This is a genomic window from Variovorax sp. GW821-FHT09D07 (assembly GCF_059416345.1).
In genome coordinates, this window is record NZ_JBWKOY010000010.1 from 90,701 (window position 1) to 109,458 (window position 18,758).

Consider the following 18,758-nt stretch of genomic DNA (forward strand, 5'->3'; position numbering starts at 1 on the left):
GTGGCGGGACGCCATGACGGCCGCTGGACGCGGCGGGCTGAATTCTAAAGAGCTAAATGCGAGGCGTTTGCATTTGTGGTGAGGATGCGACGGGGGGCTGCCCGCTCGCCGTTCACAGCTGGTCGGTCGGCACGAACCACGAGAACAGCAGCAGCTGCAGGCGCGTGAGCATGCTGGAGTCGGGCTCGCTGTCGAGCACCTCGTTGTGCACGTCGCCGGTGCCGATCCACTGCACGTTCTGGCCGTCGGGCTTGAGCACGACGCGGTACACGCCTTCCATGTCGTCCAGCTGGTAGGCGAAGAGCAGCGCCTGCGTGAGCTCGAAGCTGCGCACGCGCACGCCGAACTCGGTGTTCAGCAGGGCCGAGCGCGGGTCGAGGTTCATCGAGCCCAGCAGCACCCATTGGCGGTCGACCAGCGCCAGCTTGGCGTGCAGGCGACCGCGCGCCTTCTTGAGCAGGCTGCGGAACTGGCCGCTGCGCTTGAGCTGCTGCGTGCTCACCTCGTACAGGTTCACGCCCAGCTTGAGCATGTCGACGCGGTAGCGGTTGTAGTTGATGTTCACCAGCGGCTCGTCGCTGTCGGCCAGCGAGTTGGTGACCACGGTGATGCTCAGGCCGTGGTCGCGGCCCATGCGGATGCGCTCCATGCCCTCGTCGCCAGGAATGAAGTAGGGCGAGATCACGACCACGTTCGACTTCGCGGCGCCCAGCATCTCGTGGAAGCGCTGCGCCAGCGACTCCTGCGGACGCGCCATCGTGCCCAGGGCCTTGTTCGGGCTGTCGGCGGTGGCGGCGGCCTCGGCGCGGATCCAGCGCGTCTCGCCGATGTTGTCCAGCTGCGCGCCCAGCGGCAGGTCGCCCAGCAGGTCGGTGGCGGCCAGCGGATCGGGCAGCGGCGCGAAGGCGGGCGAGGTCGCGGCGTCGAAGGCGGCCTTGAGCTCGTCGGGCGTGAGCGTCGTGCCGGCCATGCGCTGCAGCGGGTAGACCACGTCGCTGTTCCAGTAGGTGTCGAAGATCCCGGCCGACTGCGGCACCACCGGGCCGGCCAACAGCAGTTCGAAGTCGATGAAGTTGGCGCTCTCGCTGCGCAAAAAATACTCGTCCGCGAGGTTGCGCCCGCCGGCGATGGCCATGGCCCCGTCGGCGATGAACAGCTTGTTGTGCATGCGGTGGTTGAGCCGCCTGAAATCGCCGAAGAACTCGAGCCAGCGCAGCGACGAATGGTCGCGCGCGTTCACGAAGGGGTTGAACAGCCGCACCTGGGCGTTCGGCTCGGCGGCCAGCCCGAGCAGCAGGCGGTCCATGCCGGCGGTGTAGAAGTCGTCGAGCAGCAGGCGCACGCGCACGCCGCGCCGGGCGGCGTCGCGCAGTTCGCGCAGCAGCAGGCGGCCGGTCTTGTCGTTGCCGAGCTGGTAGGTCTGCACGTCGAGCGAGGCCCGGGCGCGGCGGATGAGCTCCAGCCGCGCATCGAGCGCGAACGAGGCCTCGATCAGCGGCCGCATGCTCGACAAGCCGTCGGGCGGCGAATCGAGGCTGGCGGCGGCATGGCCGAGCGGGGTGGCGGCCGAAGCGGGAATGGCGATCGAGGGCGGGCCATCGGGCAGGCGCGGCGGCAGGCCGGCGCAGCCGGTGAGCACCAGCACGACCAGCACCAGCGCCGGGCCGCGCAGCGCAGGAAACAACGAGGCGAGGAGCTTGAGCATGGGGCCTGTCAGCGCACGCAACGGCGTGCGGGCGGCATCGTAGCCCGGCTCGCGGCGGCGACCGCGGCGGTTTTGCAACGCTTCGCCCCTGTGTGCTGGAAAACCCGTGGACCGCGACTTTCTTGACAATAGAATGCGAATTGTTATCAATAGTGTTCAATGAGCAATAAAAACATGGCAAGAATGAGGGCGCGGCGCAGGGCCGCTTCGGTGCTGGTGGGCTGTCTGGCGATCTACGCGCAGCAGCACGTTCTGGCGCAAACGGGCGGCACGGGGTCGCTGCCTGAAGTGCGCGTCGATGCAAATGCCGAAGCCGAAACCGCCACCTCGCCCGTGATCGGCTACCGCGCGAAAAACGCCGTCACCGCCACCAAGACCGACACGCCGCTGTCGGAAACGCCGCAGTCCGTCACCGTGATCACGCGCGACCAGATGGTCGACCAGGGCGCCAACAACCTGCAGGACGCCCTCAACTACGCGGCGGGCGTGCGCTCCGACGCCTACGGTGTCGATTCGCGCACCGACTCGATCCGCGTGCGCGGCGCCTATCCCGACATCTACCTGGACGGCCTGCGCCAGGCCTACGGCTACTACACCAGCACCACGCGCACCGAGCCCTACACGCTGGAGCGCCTCGAAGTGCTGCGCGGCCCCTCGGGCATGCTGTTCGGCGCGGGCACCGCGGCGGGCGTGGTCAACATGGTCAGCAAGCGGCCGCTGCAGGAGGCCCAGCGCGAGGTGGGCGTGCAGTTCGGCAGCTTCGGCCGCAAGCAGGTGCAGGCCGACCTGACCGGTCCGCTGAATGCCGATGGCTCGCTGTCGTACCGGTTGATCGCGCTGCAGCGCAAGTCCGATTCGCAGGTCGACAACGTGCCCGACGACCGCAGCGTGATCGCTCCCTCGCTCACCTGGCGGCCCAACGCGGCGACCTCGCTCACGTTGCAGGGGCTGTGGCAAAAAGACAAGAGCGGCAGCAGCTCGCAGTTCCTGCCGTGGGAAGGCACCTTGCTGCCGAACCCGAACGGCCGCGTGCCGGCCAGCCGCTTCATCGGCGAGGCCGGCGACTACTACAACAGCGAGCGCCAGACCTTCGGCTGGCAGTTCGAGCACAAGTTCAACGACAGCTGGACCGTGCGCCAGAACTTCCGCTACGCGAAGAACGAAAACGACAACCGCTACCACTACGGCGGCGCGTTCAGCGGCTTCGACAGCTGGTCGAGCGACCCGATCTTCAAGCGCGTGTTCCCGCGCTACTTCGACAGCCAGCTGACGCGCAACCGCACGCAGACCCTGGACAACCACGTCGAGGGCCACTTCCAGACCGGCGCGCTGCAGCACACGCTGCTCGTGGGCGCGGACTTCGCGCGCCAGCGCGAGAACGTCTGGGGCGGCACCACCGCGGACACCATCGACCTCTATGCGCCGGTGTACGGCCACGTGGACGAGCCCGAGCGCGTGGCGCGTCCGCGCACCCGCCAGCGCCAGACCGGCCTGTACCTGCAGGACCAGATCAAGCTCGACAACTGGATCTTCGTGGCCGGCCTGCGCCATGACCGGGCCGTGTCCAGCGCCGCCGGCAGCGACGAGCAAAAGAGCAGCGCCACCACCAAGCGACTGGGCGTGATGTACGCCCATCCTTCGGGCTGGTCGCCGTACCTGAGCTACAGCGAGTCGTTCACGCCGCAGTCGCCGCGCGAAGGCCGCATCTTCTCGCCGCTGCGCGGCGAGCAGTGGGAAGCGGGCGTCAAGTACGAGCCGAAGAACCGCGCCATGGCCTTCAGCGCCGCGGTGTACGACCTGCGCGAGAAGAACCAGATCGTCGAAGAGCAGCCGAAGGTGTTCTCGCAGCGCGGCCTCACCAAGACCAAGGGCGTGGAGCTCGAAGCCAAGGGCTCGGTGGGCACCAACCTCGACCTGATCGCCCACTACAACTACACCGACGCCGACGCGCAGATCGAAGGCCTGCCCAAGCACCAGGCCAGCTTCTGGGCCAAGTACAGGTTCTCGGTGGCCGGCATGAGCGGCTTCTCGGCCGGCGCCGGCGTGCGCGTGATGAGTTCGTTCCGCGACACCCAGTTCGGCACCGGCCCGCGCATCCCCGGCGTGGCGCTGGCCGACCTGGTGTTTGCTTACGATACGGCCCAGTGGCGCTATGCGCTCAACATCAACAACGTGACGGACAAGGTGTACTTCAGCACCTGCCTGTCGCGCGGCGACTGCTGGTACGGTGCGCGACGCAACATCGTGGCGAGCGCCACCTACCGCTTCTAGCCTTTTCTCCACCCAACGACGCACGACGACATGGACAGCCGAAAGATCAAGACCTGGGCCTGGGTGCACAAGTGGAGCAGCCTTGTCTGCACGGTGTTCATGCTGCTGCTGTGCATCACCGGCCTGCCGCTGATCTTCCACCACGAGATCGGCCACCTGCTGGGCACCGAGGTCGAGGCGCCGAAGATGCCGGCGAACACGCCGCGCATCAGCCTGGACAAGGTGGTCGAGATCGGCCGCGCCAAACACCCCGACCGCGTGGTGCAGTTCGTCTCGCAGCCCGAGGACGACGACGGCCTGTGGTTCGTCACGCTCACGCCCACGCCCGAACCCACCGAAGACTTCAAGTCGGTGGCGGTCGATGCGCGCACCGGCGTCGTGCTGGCGCAGCCGGAGTTCAGCCAGGGCTTCATGTACATCATGTTCAAGCTGCACGTCGACCTGTTCGCCGGGCTGCCGGGCAAGCTGTTCCTGGGCTTCATGGGCCTGCTGCTGCTGGTGGCCATCGTCTCGGGCGTGGTGCTGTATTCGCCGTTCATGCGCAAGCTCGACTTCGGCACCGTGCGGCGCGAGAAGCGCCCGCGCCTGAAGTGGCTCGACCTGCACAACCTGCTGGGCATCGTCACGCTGGTGTGGTTGTTCGTGGTGGGCTCCACCGGCATGATCAACACGTGGGCCGACCTGATCATCAAGTACTGGCAGTACGACCAGCTGAGCACGCTGCTCGCGCCCTACAAGAACGAGCCGGTGGTGCCGGTGGCCGAGCGCGGCTCGCTGCAGCGCTCGATGGAAGGCGCGATGCAGAAGGCGCCCGGCATGAAGCTGTCGTTCATCGCCTTCCCGGGCACCTCGTTCTCGAGCTCGCACCACACGACCTTCTTCCTGCGCGGCAACGAGCCCTTCACCTCGAAGCTGCTGCAGCCGGTGCTGGTCGATGCCAAGACCGCAGAGGTGACGGCAGCGCCGAAGATGCCGTGGTACCTCACGGGCCTGCTGGTGTCGCAGCCGCTGCACTTCGGCGACTACGGCGGCATGCCGATGCAGATCCTGTGGGCGCTGCTGGACATCGCGACCATCATCGTGCTGGGCAGCGGGCTGTACCTGTGGCTCAAGCGCGGCAACACGGTGTCGGCACGGACGACCACGACGAGTGCGGCGCCCGCCACGGTATCGGGCCCGCAGCCTGACCCGGCACCGGCCATGAAGGCGCAGGCATGACAACGCACCACAAGGCACCGCACCAATCCTTCTGGCGCATGTGGGGCTGGCCCATCGTGCTGGGCGTGATGACCACGGTCGGCCTGATCACCGCGCTGTTCAGCGACGGCGGCCTCGGCGACATGGTGGCCTGGGTGGGCCTGGGCGTTCCGGTGCTCGTGTGCGCCTGGTACGGCTGGCGCCGCTCGCCGCGCACGGGTTCGCGCTAGGCGAAAGGGGCAGGGCACCGACGCAGAATCGGTGCCGATGAATGCCGCACTCTCCTACCCGCTTCGCCTGCTGATCCTGGGCGCTCCGCTGGCCGTGCACGGCCAGCAACCCGCCACGTCGCCGGCCGGCACGCTGCGCGATGTCACCGTTTCCACGCCGCGCGGCACGCTGTCTCCGTTTCTCGTGCCCGGCTCGGTCGACCGCGTCGATGGCGACGAGATGCGCGACAGCCGGATGCAGGTCAACCTGTCCGAAAGCCTGGGCGCCGTGCCGGGCCTGCAGGTGCAGAACCGCATGAACTACGCGCAGGACCTGCAGCTGTCGGTGCGCGGTTTCGGCGCGCGCTCGACCTTCGGCGTGCGCGGCGTGCGCCTGTACGTGGACGGCATTCCGGCCACCTTGCCCGACGGCCAGGGACAGACCTCGAACATCGACATCGGCTCGGTCGACCGCGTCGAAGTGCTGCGCGGGCCGTTCTCGGCGCTGTACGGCAACTCGTCGGGCGGCGTGGTGCAGGCGTTCACGGCCTCGGGGGAGGGCGCGCCGCGCCTGTCGTACTCGCTGGCCGGCGGCAGCTTCGGCAGCTGGCGCCAGTCGCTGCAGCTCAGCGGTTCGCAGGGCGCGGTCGACTACCTGCTCGGCGCGAGCCACTTTCGCACCGACGGCTGGCGCGAGCAGAGTGCCGCGCGGCGCAACATCGCGAACGGCAAGCTGGGCATCGCGCTGGACAACGGCGACAAGCTCACGCTGGTGTTCAACAGCGTGCGCATCGAGGCGCAAGACCCGCTGGGCCTGACGGCCGAGCAGGTCGCGCAGGCACCGCGCAAGGCGCCGCTGGCGCTGCAGTACGACACGCGCAAGACGGTCGAGCAGACGCAGGTCGGCCTGCGCTACGAGCGGCGCCTGAATGCCGAGCAGGCGCTGCAGTTCATGGTCTATGGCGGCGAGCGCAAGACCGTGCAGTTCCAGTCGATCCCGCCGTCGGCGCAGCAGAGCCCGCTGCATGCGGGCGGCGTGATCGACCTCACGCGTCAGTACGGCGGCGTCGACCTGCGCTGGACCGCCGCGCTGCAGCTGGCCGACCGGCCCTTCGACCTCGTCGCGGGCCTGGGCTACGACAGCCTGCGCGAGCGCCGCCGCGGCTACGAGAACTACCTGGGCCCGGTGGCCGCGCCCCTGCTGGGCGTGCAGGGGCGGTTGCGCCGCAACGAGCGCAACGAGGTCTGGAACCTCGATCCGTATGCGCAGGCGGCCTGGCGTTTTGCCGAGCGCTGGACGCTCGAGGCCGGCGTGCGCCGCAGCCGCGTGCACTTCGATTCGCACGACCTGTACATCGCCGGCGCCAACCGCAACGACAGCGGCAGCGCGAGCTACAGCAAGACCCTGCCCGTGGCCTCGCTGCGCTACCAGGCCACGCCCGATCTCGCGGTGTACGGCTCGGTCGGTCGGGGCTTCGAGACGCCGACGCTCAACGAGCTGTCGTACCGCCCGGGCGGCGCGAGCGGGCTCAACTTCGGGCTGCGGCCGTCGGTGAACGACAGCCTCGAGGTGGGCGCGAAGGCGCGGTTGGGCGGCGGCCTGCTGACGGCGGCGTTGTTCCACACCCGCACGCGCGACGAGATCGTCACCGCGACCAACAGCGGCGGTCGCGCCACCTTCCAGAACGCGGGGCGCACGCGGCGCAACGGCTTCGAGCTGGGCTGGCAGCACGAAACGGCCGACCACTGGCGCACGCAGGTCGCCTACACCTGGCTGGACGCGACCTACCGCGATGCGTTCTGCTCGCCGTCGCCCTGCGCGGGCGGCAATGCCGTGAACGCGGGCAACCGCATCCCGGGCATCGCGCGCCAGTCGCTGTTCGCCTCGCTCGGCTGGGTGCCGCCCGAAGGCTGGCGCGCGGGTGTCGAGATGCGCGCGCTGAGCCGCATCCAGGCCAACGACCTGAACACCGCGAGCGCGCACGGCTACGCCGTGGCGGCGCTGTACGCCGGCTACCTGAAGAAGTGGGCGCGCTGGGACTTCAACGCCTTCGCGCGCGTCGACAACCTGTTCGACCGGCGCTACATGGGCTCGGTCATCGTCAACGAAGGCAATGCGCGCTTCTACGAGCCCGCGCCGGGGCGCAACTGGACGGTGGGCCTGAGCGGCGCGTACCGCTTCTGAAGAACGCGCCATGAAATGAAAAGGCCCGCCGCCCCGAGGGGACGGCGGGCCTTGAGACCCGGTAGTCGCAGTGCTTACTTGAGGCCGGCTGCGGCGCGCAGTGCGGCCGCTTGCGTCGTGGCTTCCCAGGTGAACTCAGGCTCTTCGCGGCCGAAGTGGCCGTAGGCGGCGGTCTTCTGGTAGATCGGGCGCAGCAGGTCGAGCATCTGGATGATGCCCTTCGGACGCAGGTCGAAGTGTTCGCGCACGAGTTCGGCGATCTTCTCGTCGGGGATCACGCCGGTGCCTTCGGTGTAGACCGTGATGTTCATCGGCTGGGCCACGCCGATGGCGTACGCCACCTGGATCTGGCACTGGCGCGCCAGGCCGGCGGCCACGATGTTCTTGGCCACGTAGCGCGCGGCGTAGGCGGCCGAGCGGTCGACCTTCGACGGGTCCTTGCCCGAGAACGCACCGCCGCCGTGCGGGCAGGCGCCGCCGTAGGTGTCGACGATGATCTTGCGGCCGGTGAGGCCGCAGTCGCCCTGCGGGCCGCCGATGACGAAGCGGCCGGTCGGGTTGATCAGGTAGCGGGTGTTCTGCAGCCATTCCTTGGGCAGCACGGGCTTGATGATCTCTTCGATGATGGCTTCGTTGAACGAGGCCTTCATCTTGGTTGGCGTTTCGCTCTGGTCGGGGCTGTGCTGCGTGGAGAGCACCACGGTGTCGATGCTGTGGGGCTTGCCGTCCACGTAGCGCATCGTGACCTGGCTCTTGGCGTCGGGGCGCAGGAAGGGCAGGCGGCCGTCCTTGCGCAGCTGGGCCTGGCGCTCCACGAGGCGGTGGGCGTAGTAGATCGGCGCGGGCATCAGCTCGGGTGTCTCGTCGCAGGCGTAGCCGAACATCAGGCCCTGGTCGCCGGCGCCGGTGTTCAGGTGGTCGTCCGAGGCGTGGTCCACGCCCTGGGCGATGTCGTTGGACTGCTTGTCGTAGCAGACCATCACGGCGCAACCCTTGTAGTCGATGCCGTACTCGGTGTTGTCGTAGCCGATGCGCTTGATGGTGTCGCGCGCGACCTGGATGTAGTCGACGTGCGCGTTGGTCGTGATCTCGCCGGCAAGCACCACGAGGCCGGTGTTGGTCAGCGTTTCGGCGGCGACGCGGCTGCGGGGGTCCTGTTCGAAGATCGCGTCGAGGATCGCGTCCGAGATCTGGTCCGCGACCTTGTCGGGATGGCCTTCGGAAACCGATTCGGAAGTAAAGAGAAAGTCGTTCGCCACTGTGGTCACTCCTTGAAGTTCAATTGGCGCGTTGCCAACTCTGCGGAGCCCTGGCGAACGCTTTAGCAGATGTCGATGAATCGACGGGACACAATCGCATTCGCGCTTGTGGGTGTCGCCCTGCAAGTTGTTCCGTAACTCGGCGACAATTTGCATTCTATTCGAGCCGCGCAATACCATGCGCGCGCGTCCGCCTTTTGACCCTCCCTGACTCTCTCCCCCTCCCCGTTCAATGATCACCCTGTTCCGCCTGCTTGCCCGCGTGCCGATGCCGCTGATGCATTGGCTCGGCGCCTTGCTGGGATGGCTGGTCTGGTGGTGCGCGCCGGACTACCGCCGCCGCTTCAAGGCCAACGCCGAGAGCGCCGGCTTCTCGCCCGCGCAGTACCGTCCCGCCATCGCCGCCGCCGGCCACATGGCGTCCGAGCTGCCCTGGCTGTGGCTGCGCCCGCAGGGCGAGAGCGTGCTGACGCGCGTGGTGCGCTGGGAAGGCGTGGAGGCCTTCGAGGCCGCGATGCGTGCGAAAAAGGGCGTGATCCTCGTGGCGCCGCACCTGGGCAGCTGGGAGATGTGCGGCCAGGCCATCGGCGAGCGCTTTCTCGCGGACTTCGGGCCGATCACCGCGCTGTTCCGTCCGGCGCGCAAGAAATGGATGGCCGACCTGATCGCCGCGGGTTCGCGCGACCGGCCCGGCCTGCAGACCCTGCCGACCAACAACACCGGCGTGCGCGGCCTGATCCGCACGCTGCGCAGCGGCGGCTACACCGGCATCCTGCCCGACCAGGTGCCGCCGCTGGGGCAGGGCGTGTGGGCGCCTTTCCTCGGCCGCCCCGCCTACACCATGACCCTGCTTCCCCGTTTGGCCCAACAGACCGGTGCCGCCTGCTTCCTCAGCGTGTGCGAGCGCCTGCCGCGCGGCGCGGGCTACGTGATCCGCTTCGAGCCCATCGTTGGCACCGCGCTCACCGACCCCGATGCCTCCATCGAGGACGCCGCCGCCGCCATGAACGACGGCATCGGTCGCCTGATCCACAGCTTGCCCGGCCAGTACGTCTGGGACTACGCGCGCTACAAGGAGCCGCGCGGCGAACCCGCCGTGGTGGCCAACGCCGCAGGAGGGGCTGCGCCATGAGCCTCAGTTCCCGACTCGGTATCGGCTTCATGCGGGTGCTGGCCCCGCTGCCCCTGCCGCTCGTGCGCGGCTTCAGCAGGGTCCTCGGCCGCCTGCTGCACACCATCGCCGTGCCGCGGCGGCGCGTGGTCGACCGGAACCTGGCCCTGTGCTTCCCCGAAAAATCGGAGGCCGAGCGCCGCGCCATCGCGCGCGAGACCTTCGTCTTCGTCGCGCAGTCGTGGCTGGACCGCAGCTGGCTCTGGCATGCGCCCGAACAGGTGGTGAAGAGCCGGCTGAAGATCGTCGGTTCTGCCTTGGAAATCCGCGAGATCGCCGAGGGCGACGCGCCGATGATCCTGTTCGCGCCGCACTTCTACGGCCTCGACGCCGCGGCCACCGCGCTCACCATGCACACGGCGCGCCCGTCGGCCACGATCTACACGACCCAGCGCGACCCGATGGTCGACGCCTGGATCCGCGAAGGCCGCACGCGCTTCGGCGACGTGGCGGCGCTCAACCGGGTGGACGGCATCAAGCCCATCCTCGCGGGGCTGCGCAAGGGCGGTTTGCTGTACCTGCTGCCCGACATGGACTTCGGGCGCGACCAGACCATCTTCGTGCCCTTCTACGGCGTGCAGGCGGCCACCGTGCCGTCGCTCTCGCGCTTCGCGCGGCTGGGCAAGGCCAAGGTGGTGCCGGTGGTGGCGAAGCTCACGCCCGGTGGTTACGAGATCCAGGTGCTGTCGGCGTGGCAGAACTTCCCGACCGACGACGTCGAGGCCGACACGGCGCTCATGAACGAGCGCCTGCAGGGCTACATCGACACGATGCCGTCCCAGTACTACTGGGTGCATCGCAGGTTCAAGACCCGCCCCGAGGGCGAGCCGCCGATTTACTGATTGCGGGCCAGGAAGCCCTCGATCTCGCGCGCGACCAGTTGCGGCTGCTCGTGCACGATCCAGTGGGTGGCGTTCGGCACCTTCTTGACCTCGAGCTTGGGCACGTACTCTTCCAGCCCTTCGAGCAGGCCCGGCAGCAGCGCGGCGTCGTCGAGTGCCCAGAACACGAAGGTCGGCATGGTCACCGTGAGGCGTTCGCGCGGCAGCACCGGAATGCTGTCGATCGACTGGCCCGGCAGTGGCGGCTTCATCGGGGTCACGCGGTACAGGTTGCAGGCGCCCGTGAGGCCCGCACTCCAGACCTCGCGGTACTGTTGCTTCACCTCTTCGGTGAGCCAGCCGAAGCCGTCCGGGCCGGCCTTCATCAGCAGGAAGAAGGGCCACATGCGCTTGAAGTCGTCGGCCGCGAGCAGCGCCTCGGCGTCGGGGCGCGCCAGGAAGTGCATGTAGGCGCTGGCCTGCTGCTGCGCCGGGTTGTTGCGCAGCTCGCGCGTGAAGGTGCCCGGGTGCGGCGAATTGATGATGACCAGCTTGCCGACCTGCTGCGGGAAGGCGTTGGCGTAGCCCCAGGCGAAGGCGCCGCCCCAGTCGTGGGCCACCAGCGCGGCCATCGTGCCGTCGGCGCTTTCGGTGGCCACGAGCTGCTGGATGTCCTGGATCAGCAGGTGGGCCTTGTAGTCGGCCACTTCCGTGGGCGCGCTGGACTTCTCGAAGCCGCGCAGGTTCGGCGCCACGCAGCGGTAGCCGCCGTGGGCCGGGTCCGAGAAGTAGGCGAGCAGTTCGTCCCAGATGAACGCGGCTTCGGGGAAGCCGTGCAGGAACACCATCAGCGGCTGGCCCGGCTTGCCGGCGGCGCGGCAGCTCAGGGTGGTGCCGTTGGGCAGGCTGCGTTGGAAGGTCTCGATCATGCTTCGTGTCTCCTTGGGTTGACTGTCGCTATTGTTTTGATAGTGAACTTCGCAGGCGAGGCGCTCGATGCAGCCGGTTCCTCTAGCGCATCAGGCGTCTTCGGCCGGTGGCGGCGCGGGCGTTGCCGCGGCGTCGTCGGGGTGCACCCAGCGCCACAGCAGTTCGGCCGCTTCGCCGACCCCTTGCTTCTTCAGGGCCGAGAACAGTTTGACCTCGCCGCCGCCAGCGTTCAGTCGCGTAATCGACAGCACCTTGGCGGCTTCGGTGCGGGTGAGCTTGTCGGACTTGGTCAGCAGCACGAGGAATTTGAGGCCTTGCTCGACGCGCGGACGGATCACGTCGAGCAGGATCTCGTCGAGCTCGGTCATGCCGTGGCGCGGATCGCACATCAGGACAACCCCGCGCAGACTTTCGCGCGTCATGAGGTAGTTGCCCATCACGCGCTGCCAGCGCAGCTTGGCTTCCTTCGGCACGGCCGCGTAGCCGTAGCCGGGCAGGTCGGCCAGCACGGCGTCGTCGACCTTCTGCTTGCCGATGCCGAACAGGTTGATGTGCTGCGTGCGGCCCGGCGTCTTCGAGGCGAAGGCCAGGCGCGTCTGCTGCGTCAGGGTGTTGATGGCGGTCGATTTGCCGGCGTTGGATCGGCCGACAAAAGCGATCTCGGGCAGGTCGACCGGGGGCAGGTGCTCGAGTTGCGGAGCGCTGGTCAGGAAGTGGGCGGTGTGCAGCCAACCGAGGGCCACGCGCTCGCGTTCAGCGACCTGCGGGTCCACGGCAGGGGCCGCGCGGGGAGGATAAGCGGCGGACTTGGCGCGCGGGGAGGTCATCAATGGGCTTTCGGAACGGGGCGCCATTGTAGAATCGCGGGGTTTTGCGCCATAAATTCGAAGCCCCCGATATGAAGTTGTTTGCCAATATTCTGCTTGCAGCCCTCATGGGCGTCGCAGCCAGCGCGAGTTTTGCAGCCGATGAGCATGCAGCTGCCCCCGCAGCGGCAGCCGCCAAGCCGGCCAAGCCCGATCCCGCCAAGGGCGACACGCTGTTCAATGCGACGCCGGCCAATAGCCAAAGCTGTGCTTCGTGCCACAACGCGGACGGCAACTCGGCCATCGCAGCCAACCCCAAGCTGGCGCAACAACACCCCGAATACATCCTCAAGCAGCTGCAGGACTTCAAGTCCGGCAAGCGCAAGAGCGCCATCATGAAGCCGCTGGCGTCGGCGCTGTCTGAAGAAGACATGCGCAACATCGCCTGGTTCGTCGGCTCCAAGAAGATCAAGCCGGGCTTCTCGAAGGAGAAGGACACGGTCGCCCTCGGCGAGAAGATCTACCGCGGCGGCATCGGCGATCGCCAGATCCCGGCCTGCGCCGGCTGCCACAGCCCGAACGGCGCCGGCCTGCCGGCCCAGTACCCGCGTCTGGGCGGCCAGCATGCCGACTACACCGTGGCCCAGCTCGTGGCCTTCCGCGACAACGTCCGCCTGAACAGCTCGCCCATGAACGGCGTGGCCGCCAAGCTCAACGACCGCGAAATCAAGGCCGTGGCCGACTACATCGCCGGCCTGCGCTGATTTCCGCCGTCGCGCTGTCCAGCGTGAACTAACCGCCGATAAAAATCCCAAACAAAGGGCGGGCCGATCCAGGAGGATGGCCCGCCCTTTTGTTTTTTTCCTCTTTCCTGGTTTCCCTCCGATGACCGTTTCCACCCATGGCCTTCGCGTGCATCGCGGCCCGCAGCTGCTTCGCGCCGCGGTGGAACTGCTGTCGTCGATGCGCTTCGCGATCGCGCTGCTCACGGTCATCTGCATCGCCTCGATCATCGGCACCGTGCTCAAGCAGCATGAGCCGATCAACAACTACATCAACCAGTTCGGGCCTTTCTGGGCCGAGCTGTTCCGCACGGCGCGGCTCGACTCGGTCTACAGCGCCTGGTGGTTTCTGCTGATCCTGCTGTTCCTGGTGATCAGCACGTCGCTGTGCGTCGCGCGCAACACGCCGCGCATCCTGATCGACCTGCGCACCTTCAAGGAAGACATCCGCGCGCAGAGCCTGAAGGCCTTCGGCCAGCGCGCCGAGAACCGGCTGGCTGAAACGCCCGACATGGCGGCCAACCGCATCGGCCAGCTGCTCGTGAGCGGCGGCTGGAAGGTCAAGCTGCAACAGCGCAACGCCAGCGCCGACGGCAAGGCCTCGGCCGGCTGGATGGTCGCGGCGCGCGCCGGCGGCGCGCACAAGCTGGGCTACATCGCTGCCCACAGCGCCATCGTGCTGGTCTGCATCGGCGGCCTGCTCGACGGCGACCTGGTGGTGCGCGCCCAGACCTGGTTCAACGGCAAGAGCGTGTTCACGGGCGGCGGCATGATCGCCGACGTGGCGCCCGAGCACCGCCTGTCGACCGCCAACCCGACCTTCCGCGGCAACATCCTCGTGCCCGAGGGCGGGCGGGGCAACGTGGCCATCCTGAACCAGGCCGACGGCGTGCTGCTGCAGGAGCTGCCGTTCACCATCGAGCTGAAGAAGTTCATCGTCGACTACTACTCGACCGGCATGCCCAAGCTGTTCGCCAGCGAGGTGGTGCTGCACGACCGCGAGAGCGGCGAGCAGGTGCCGGCGCGCATCGAGGTGAACCACCCGGCCAGCTACAAGGGCGTGGAGATCTACCAGTCGAGCTTCGACGACGGCGGCTCCACGGTGAAGCTCAAGGCGGTGCCGATGGCCGCCGCGGCCAAGCCTTTCGAGGTCGAGGGCATCATCGGCGGCCCGAGCACCGAGATCACCAACGGCACCGACAAGCTCACGCTCGAGTACGCCGCGCTGCGGGTGATCAACGTCGAGAACTTCGCCGACGGCGGCGCGATGGGCAGCGGCGCCGACGTGCGCAAGGTCGACCTGCGCCACGGCATCGAGTCGCGCCTGGGCGCCGCCAACAAGACCAACAAGCCCAAGGTGCTGCGCAACATCGGCCCGAGCATCGGCTACAAGCTGCGCGACGCGGCCGGCCAGGCGCGCGAGTACCAGAACTACATGGTGCCGGTCGACGCCGGCGACGGCCAGCCGGTGTTCCTGCTGGGCATGCGCGAGAAGCCCGAGGAGCCGTTCCGCTACCTGCGCGTGCCGGCCGACGAGCAGGGCTCGATGGACGGTTTCGTGCGCATGCGCACCGCGCTGGGCGACCCTGCCACGCGCGAGCGCGCCATCCAGCGCTACATCGCCAAGGCGACCGACCCCAAGCGCCCCGAAATGGCCGAGCAGCTGCGCGTGTCGGCCGCCCGTGCGCTGGCGCTGTTCTCGGGCGCCGAGCGCGCCAAGGCCGACGCCGCGTCGCAGGGCGGCTGGCAGGCGATCGCCGAATTCATGGAAGCCAACGTGCCCGAGGCCGAGCGCGAGCGCGCCGGCACGGTGCTGGTGCGCATCCTCAACGACGTGCTGTTCGAGGTGCTCAACCTGAGCCGCGAAGGCGCCGGCCTGGCCGCGCTGCCGAACGACGAGAAATCGCAGGGCTACCTCACGCAGGCCGTGCTGGCGCTGAGCGACGCGCACTTCTACCCGGCGCCGGTCGCGATGATGATGACCGACTTCACCCAGGTGCAGGCCAGCGTCTTCCAGGTGGCGCGTGCCCCTGGCAAGAACATCGTCTATCTGGGGTGTCTGTTGCTGATCGTCGGTATTTTTGCCATGCTGTACGTGCGCGAGCGCCGCCTATGGGTGTGGCTGACACCCGGCGGCGGCGCCTCTGGAGACAACGACGGCCGCGAAACGGTCGCCACGATGGCGTTCTCGGTCAACCGCAAGACCCTGGACAGCGATCGCGAATTCGAGCACCTGAAGCACAGGTTGCTCGCCCTGAAGAAAGAAGAACCGGCGTCACCATGAACACCACGACCCTCACGCTCCACGAAAGCTGGCTCTCCCGCCGCAACCTGTTCGACTGGGTGTTCGCGGCGCTGGTGCTGGCCGGCGGCGCGTTCGCCTTCATGCGCCACGCCGGCTCGATGGACAGCTACGAAAAGCCGATCCTGGTGGCCGCGCTGATTTCGGTTATCGGCATCTGCTGGTTCTGGCGCCCGCTGCGGGTGCTGACGCTGGTGGTGGCCGCGGCCTCGCTGCTGGCCATCAGTTCCTACCAGGGCGACCTGGCGCGCGCCGACTCGGTGTTCTGGCTCAAGTACTTCCTGTCGAGCCAGTCGGCCATTCTCTGGATGAGCGTGCTGTTCTTCATGAGCACGCTGTTCTACTGGATCGGCTTCGTCGCCGGCAAGCAGCAGGCCGACACCTTCGACCTGATCGGCTCCCGCCTGGCCTGGGCGGCCGTGACCATGGCGCTGATCGGCACCATGGTGCGCTGGTACGAAAGCCACCAGCTCGGCCCGGACATCGGCCACATCCCGGTGAGCAACCTGTACGAAGTGTTCGTGCTGTTCTGCTGGCTGACGGCCGCGTTCTACCTGTACTTCGAAGAGCGCTACAACACGCGCGCACTGGGCGCCTTCGTGATGCTGGTGGTCAGCGCCGCGGTGGGCTTTTTGCTCTGGTACACGATCGTGCGCGAGGCGCACGAGATCCAGCCGCTGGTGCCCGCGCTGCAGAGCTGGTGGATGAAGCTGCACGTGCCCGCCAACTTCATCGGCTACGGCACCTTCGCGCTGGCGGCCATGGTGGCCTTCGCCTACCTCATCAAGGAACAGGCGAGCGAGACCCGCTGGTACAAGCTCACGCCGATCTGGCTCCTGGGCGTGGCGCTGTGCTTCGTGCCGGTGGCCTTCCGCCAGCGCGTGCAGGAAGCCGGCGGCAGCTACTGGGTGATCTATGCGGGCATTTCGGCATTGATCGCCGCGGGCATCCTGCTGGGGCGCAAGCGCATCGCGGCGCGCCTGCCGGCCAACGAGGTGCTCGACGACGTCATGTACAAGTCGATCACCGTCGGCTTCGCCTTCTTCACCATCGCGACCGTGCTCGGCGCCCTGTGGGCGGCCGACGCCTGGGGCGGCTACTGGAGCTGGGACCCGAAGGAAACCTGGGCGCTGATCGTCTGGCTCAACTACGCGGCCTGGCTGCACATGCGCCTCGTGAAGGGTCTGCGCGGCACCGTGGCGGCCTGGTGGGCGCTGGCCGGCCTGGCCGTGACCACCTTCGCCTTCCTTGGCGTGAACATGTTCCTGAGCGGGCTGCACAGCTACGGCACGCTGTAAGCGCAGGCGTTGCGCCTTTTGCGAAGAATTGAAACCACGCGCCACCATGGCGCGTAACCAAACCGGGGCATGTCACGAACTACCCTGAGCACAACGATTCACGCGAAAGGCCTGCCATGTCGTTCCATTCCCGTTCGCACCGTCGCGACACCCAGGGTTTCACCCATCCGCTGTCGAGCGAGATCACGCCGCGCGCCGCCTACGAAGGCCGGCGCGAGCTGCTCAAGCTGATGGCCGGCGGTGCCGCGGGTGCGGCGCTCGCCACCTTTGCCGGGCGCGAGTCCTTCGCTCAGGCGACCGGCCCGCACAAGCTGGCCCTGCTGCCGGGCGCCAAATCGGCCGTGCCGGGCGCGCAGACGATGGAAAAGCTCACCGACTACAAGGACGCGAGCAGCTACAACAACTACTACGAGTTCGGCGTCGACAAGGGTGATCCGGTGAAGAACGCCGGCACGCTCAAGACGCGGCCGTGGACCGTGGAGGTCGAAGGCCTGGTCAAGAAGCCGGGCAAGTACGGCATCGAGGACCTGCTCAAGCTCAGCGCGCAGGAAGAGCGCATCTACCGCCTGCGCTGCGTCGAGGGCTGGTCGATGGTGATCCCGTGGGTGGGCTATTCGCTGGCCGAGCTCATCAAGAAGGTCGAACCGCAGGGCAATGCCAAGTTCGTCGAGTTCGTGACGCTGGCCGACCCGAAGACCATGCCCTTCGTCGGCTCGCGCGTGCTCGACTGGCCCTACACCGAGGGCCTGCGCATGGACGAGGCGATGCACCCGCTCACGCTGCTGGCCTTCGGCATGTACGGCGAGGTGCTGCCCAACCAGAACGGCGCGCCGGTGCGGCTCGTGGTGCCATGGAAGTACGGCTTCAAGTCAGCCAAGTCGATCGTCAAGATCCGCTTCGTCGAGAACGAGCCGAGCACCGCCTGGAACAAGGCGGCGGCGCAGGAGTACGGCTTCTATTCGAACGTGAACCCGAATGTCGACCACCCGCGCTGGAGCCAGGCGACCGAGCGTCGCATCGGCGACGGCGGCGGCCTGTTCGCGAAGCGGCGCAGGACCGAGATGTTCAATGGCTACGAGGCGCAGGTCGGCCAGCTCTACGCCGGCATGGACCTGAAGAAGAACTACTGAGCGGGCGCGCCCGACCGGTTGTTGCGCCATGCTGAACAAGCTGCTCATGCACCCGGCGACCAAGCCGGTCGTCTTCCTGCTGTGCCTGCTGCCGTTCGCGCGGCTGGCCTTCGGCGCTTTCACCGACGGGCTGGGCGCGAACCCGGCCGAGTTCCTGATCCGCGCGACGGGCGACTGGACCTTGCGCTTCCTGTGCATCGTGCTGGCGGTGACGCCACTGCGCGTGATCGCCAAGCTCAACGCGCTGGCGCGGCTGCGCCGCATGCTGGGCCTGTTCGCGTACTTCTACGTGGTGCTGCACCTGCTGTGCTACAGCTGGTTCGACATGGGCTTCGAGTGGGGCGAGATCGCCAAGGACATCGCCAAGCGGCCGTTCATCCTGGTGGGCTTCTCGGCCTTCCTGCTGCTGACGCCGCTGGCGGCCACCTCGTTCAACCGCGCGATCAAGGCGATGGGCGCCAAGCGCTGGCAGCTGTTGCACAAACTGGTCTACGGGATCGCGGGGCTCGGGCTGCTGCACTTCTTCTGGATGCGCGCGGGCAAGAACAACTTCGCCGAAGTGTTCGTCTATGCCGCGATCATCGGGGTGCTGCTGGCGTGGCGCGTCTGGAATTTCGCACGCAAGCGCCAGACCAGGCCCGCAGTGGCCGTGCGCGGCAGCGAGAAGCCGCTGCGCACCGGCTGAGACCGGA

At 67.8% G+C, this 18,758-nt stretch carries 15 protein-coding genes; 11 read left to right on the forward strand and 4 right to left on the reverse strand.

The genetic code is table 11. The features are described from left to right. Window positions 1-112: 112 nt before the first annotated feature. A complete protein-coding gene (locus AC07OX_RS27280; protein WP_095948312.1) occupies window positions 113-1,705 on the reverse strand; it encodes a phospholipase D family protein in 1,593 nt (530 codons plus the stop codon). A 174-nt stretch (window positions 1,706-1,879) separates the two neighbouring features. On the opposite strand from AC07OX_RS27280, the gene AC07OX_RS27285 reads away from it, so the two are divergent. The 4 genes from AC07OX_RS27285 to AC07OX_RS27300 are packed head-to-tail and all read left to right on the forward strand — an operon-like array spanning window position 1,880 to window position 7,567. Next, window positions 1,880-3,976 (forward strand): TonB-dependent siderophore receptor, encoded by a 2,097-nt coding sequence (locus AC07OX_RS27285; protein ID WP_495262641.1) that lies wholly within the window; start codon window positions 1,880-1,882, stop codon window positions 3,974-3,976. A 30-nt stretch (window positions 3,977-4,006) separates the two neighbouring features. Further along, window positions 4,007-5,194: a PepSY-associated TM helix domain-containing protein gene (locus AC07OX_RS27290; protein WP_495262640.1), complete on the forward strand. Its 1,188-nt coding sequence runs from the start codon at window positions 4,007-4,009 to the stop codon at window positions 5,192-5,194. After that, window positions 5,191-5,403: a hypothetical protein gene (locus AC07OX_RS27295; RefSeq protein WP_495262639.1), complete on the forward strand. Its 213-nt coding sequence runs from the start codon at window positions 5,191-5,193 to the stop codon at window positions 5,401-5,403. Before AC07OX_RS27290 ends, AC07OX_RS27295 begins: the two co-directional genes overlap by 4 nt. 37 nt (window positions 5,404-5,440) lie before the next feature. Further along, window positions 5,441-7,567: a TonB-dependent receptor domain-containing protein gene (locus tag AC07OX_RS27300; RefSeq protein ID WP_495262638.1), complete on the forward strand. Its 2,127-nt coding sequence runs from the start codon at window positions 5,441-5,443 to the stop codon at window positions 7,565-7,567. A 74-nt stretch (window positions 7,568-7,641) separates the two neighbouring features. On the opposite strand, the gene metK is transcribed toward AC07OX_RS27300, so the two are convergent. Further along, entirely contained in the window at window positions 7,642-8,826 is a 1,185-nt protein-coding gene (gene metK, locus AC07OX_RS27305; protein WP_062471813.1) for a methionine adenosyltransferase, read from the reverse strand. Window positions 8,827-9,058: 232 nt separating this feature from the next. Here metK and AC07OX_RS27310 point away from each other — a divergent pair, with 232 nt between their 5' ends. Together AC07OX_RS27310 and AC07OX_RS27315 are read left to right on the forward strand one after the other, a co-directional pair. Further along, entirely contained in the window at window positions 9,059-9,958 is a 900-nt protein-coding gene (locus AC07OX_RS27310) for a lysophospholipid acyltransferase family protein (protein ID WP_495262637.1), read from the forward strand. Continuing rightward, window positions 9,955-10,839, forward strand: coding sequence for an LpxL/LpxP family acyltransferase (locus AC07OX_RS27315; RefSeq protein ID WP_495262636.1), 885 nt, complete (start codon window positions 9,955-9,957; stop codon window positions 10,837-10,839). The genes AC07OX_RS27310 and AC07OX_RS27315 overlap by 4 nt, the downstream gene beginning before the upstream one ends. On the opposite strand, the gene AC07OX_RS27320 is transcribed toward AC07OX_RS27315, so the two are convergent. Together AC07OX_RS27320 and yihA are read right to left on the reverse strand one after the other, a co-directional pair. Continuing rightward, the gene (locus AC07OX_RS27320) at window positions 10,833-11,747 is read right to left on the reverse strand and encodes an alpha/beta fold hydrolase (protein ID WP_095743747.1); all 915 of its coding nucleotides are present in this window, start codon (window positions 11,745-11,747) and stop codon (window positions 10,833-10,835) included. The genes AC07OX_RS27315 and AC07OX_RS27320 overlap by 7 nt on opposite strands. Before the next feature lie 90 nt (window positions 11,748-11,837). Next, window positions 11,838-12,575, reverse strand: coding sequence for a ribosome biogenesis GTP-binding protein YihA/YsxC (gene yihA, locus AC07OX_RS27325; protein WP_495262635.1), 738 nt, complete (start codon window positions 12,573-12,575; stop codon window positions 11,838-11,840). Window positions 12,576-12,646: 71 nt separating this feature from the next. Here yihA and AC07OX_RS27330 point away from each other — a divergent pair, with 71 nt between their 5' ends. The 5 genes from AC07OX_RS27330 (at window position 12,647) to msrQ (ending at window position 18,751) form a co-directional block, all read left to right on the forward strand. Then, window positions 12,647-13,318: a c-type cytochrome gene (locus AC07OX_RS27330; RefSeq protein WP_095743749.1), complete on the forward strand. Its 672-nt coding sequence runs from the start codon at window positions 12,647-12,649 to the stop codon at window positions 13,316-13,318. Between the two features lie 121 nt (window positions 13,319-13,439). Further along, window positions 13,440-15,620 (forward strand): cytochrome c biogenesis protein ResB, encoded by a 2,181-nt coding sequence (locus tag AC07OX_RS27335; RefSeq protein WP_495262634.1) that lies wholly within the window; start codon window positions 13,440-13,442, stop codon window positions 15,618-15,620. Then, entirely contained in the window at window positions 15,617-16,936 is a 1,320-nt protein-coding gene (ccsB, locus tag AC07OX_RS27340; RefSeq protein WP_495262633.1) for a c-type cytochrome biogenesis protein CcsB, read from the forward strand. The genes AC07OX_RS27335 and ccsB overlap by 4 nt, the downstream gene beginning before the upstream one ends. A gap of 116 nt (window positions 16,937-17,052) precedes the next feature. Continuing rightward, window positions 17,053-18,066, forward strand: a complete 1,014-nt coding sequence (gene msrP, locus AC07OX_RS27345) for a protein-methionine-sulfoxide reductase catalytic subunit MsrP (RefSeq protein WP_495262632.1) — start codon at window positions 17,053-17,055, stop codon at window positions 18,064-18,066. 31 nt (window positions 18,067-18,097) lie between these two features. Further along, entirely contained in the window at window positions 18,098-18,751 is a 654-nt protein-coding gene (gene msrQ / locus AC07OX_RS27350) for a protein-methionine-sulfoxide reductase heme-binding subunit MsrQ (protein ID WP_495262681.1), read from the forward strand. Window positions 18,752-18,758: the final 7 nt, after the last annotated feature.

Excerpts from the sequence above, each read along its gene's own strand:
- AC07OX_RS27280 (WP_095948312.1), bottom strand. The coding sequence starts at position 1,705 with ATGCTCAAGCTCCTCGCCTCGTTGTTTCCTGCGCTGCGCGGCCCGGCG.
- AC07OX_RS27285 (WP_495262641.1), top strand. The coding sequence starts at position 1,880 with ATGGCAAGAATGAGGGCGCGGCGCAGGGCCGCTTCGGTGCTGGTGGGC.
- AC07OX_RS27290 (WP_495262640.1), top strand. The coding sequence starts at position 4,007 with ATGGACAGCCGAAAGATCAAGACCTGGGCCTGGGTGCACAAGTGGAGC.
- AC07OX_RS27295 (WP_495262639.1), top strand. The coding sequence starts at position 5,191 with ATGACAACGCACCACAAGGCACCGCACCAATCCTTCTGGCGCATGTGG.
- AC07OX_RS27300 (WP_495262638.1), top strand. The coding sequence starts at position 5,441 with ATGAATGCCGCACTCTCCTACCCGCTTCGCCTGCTGATCCTGGGCGCT.
- AC07OX_RS27310 (WP_495262637.1), top strand. The coding sequence starts at position 9,059 with ATGATCACCCTGTTCCGCCTGCTTGCCCGCGTGCCGATGCCGCTGATG.
- AC07OX_RS27315 (WP_495262636.1), top strand. The coding sequence starts at position 9,955 with ATGAGCCTCAGTTCCCGACTCGGTATCGGCTTCATGCGGGTGCTGGCC.
- AC07OX_RS27320 (WP_095743747.1), bottom strand. The coding sequence starts at position 11,747 with ATGATCGAGACCTTCCAACGCAGCCTGCCCAACGGCACCACCCTGAGC.
- yihA (WP_495262635.1), bottom strand. The coding sequence starts at position 12,575 with ATGACCTCCCCGCGCGCCAAGTCCGCCGCTTATCCTCCCCGCGCGGCC.
- AC07OX_RS27330 (WP_095743749.1), top strand. The coding sequence starts at position 12,647 with ATGAAGTTGTTTGCCAATATTCTGCTTGCAGCCCTCATGGGCGTCGCA.
- AC07OX_RS27335 (WP_495262634.1), top strand. The coding sequence starts at position 13,440 with ATGACCGTTTCCACCCATGGCCTTCGCGTGCATCGCGGCCCGCAGCTG.
- ccsB (WP_495262633.1), top strand. The coding sequence starts at position 15,617 with ATGAACACCACGACCCTCACGCTCCACGAAAGCTGGCTCTCCCGCCGC.
- msrP (WP_495262632.1), top strand. The coding sequence starts at position 17,053 with ATGTCGTTCCATTCCCGTTCGCACCGTCGCGACACCCAGGGTTTCACC.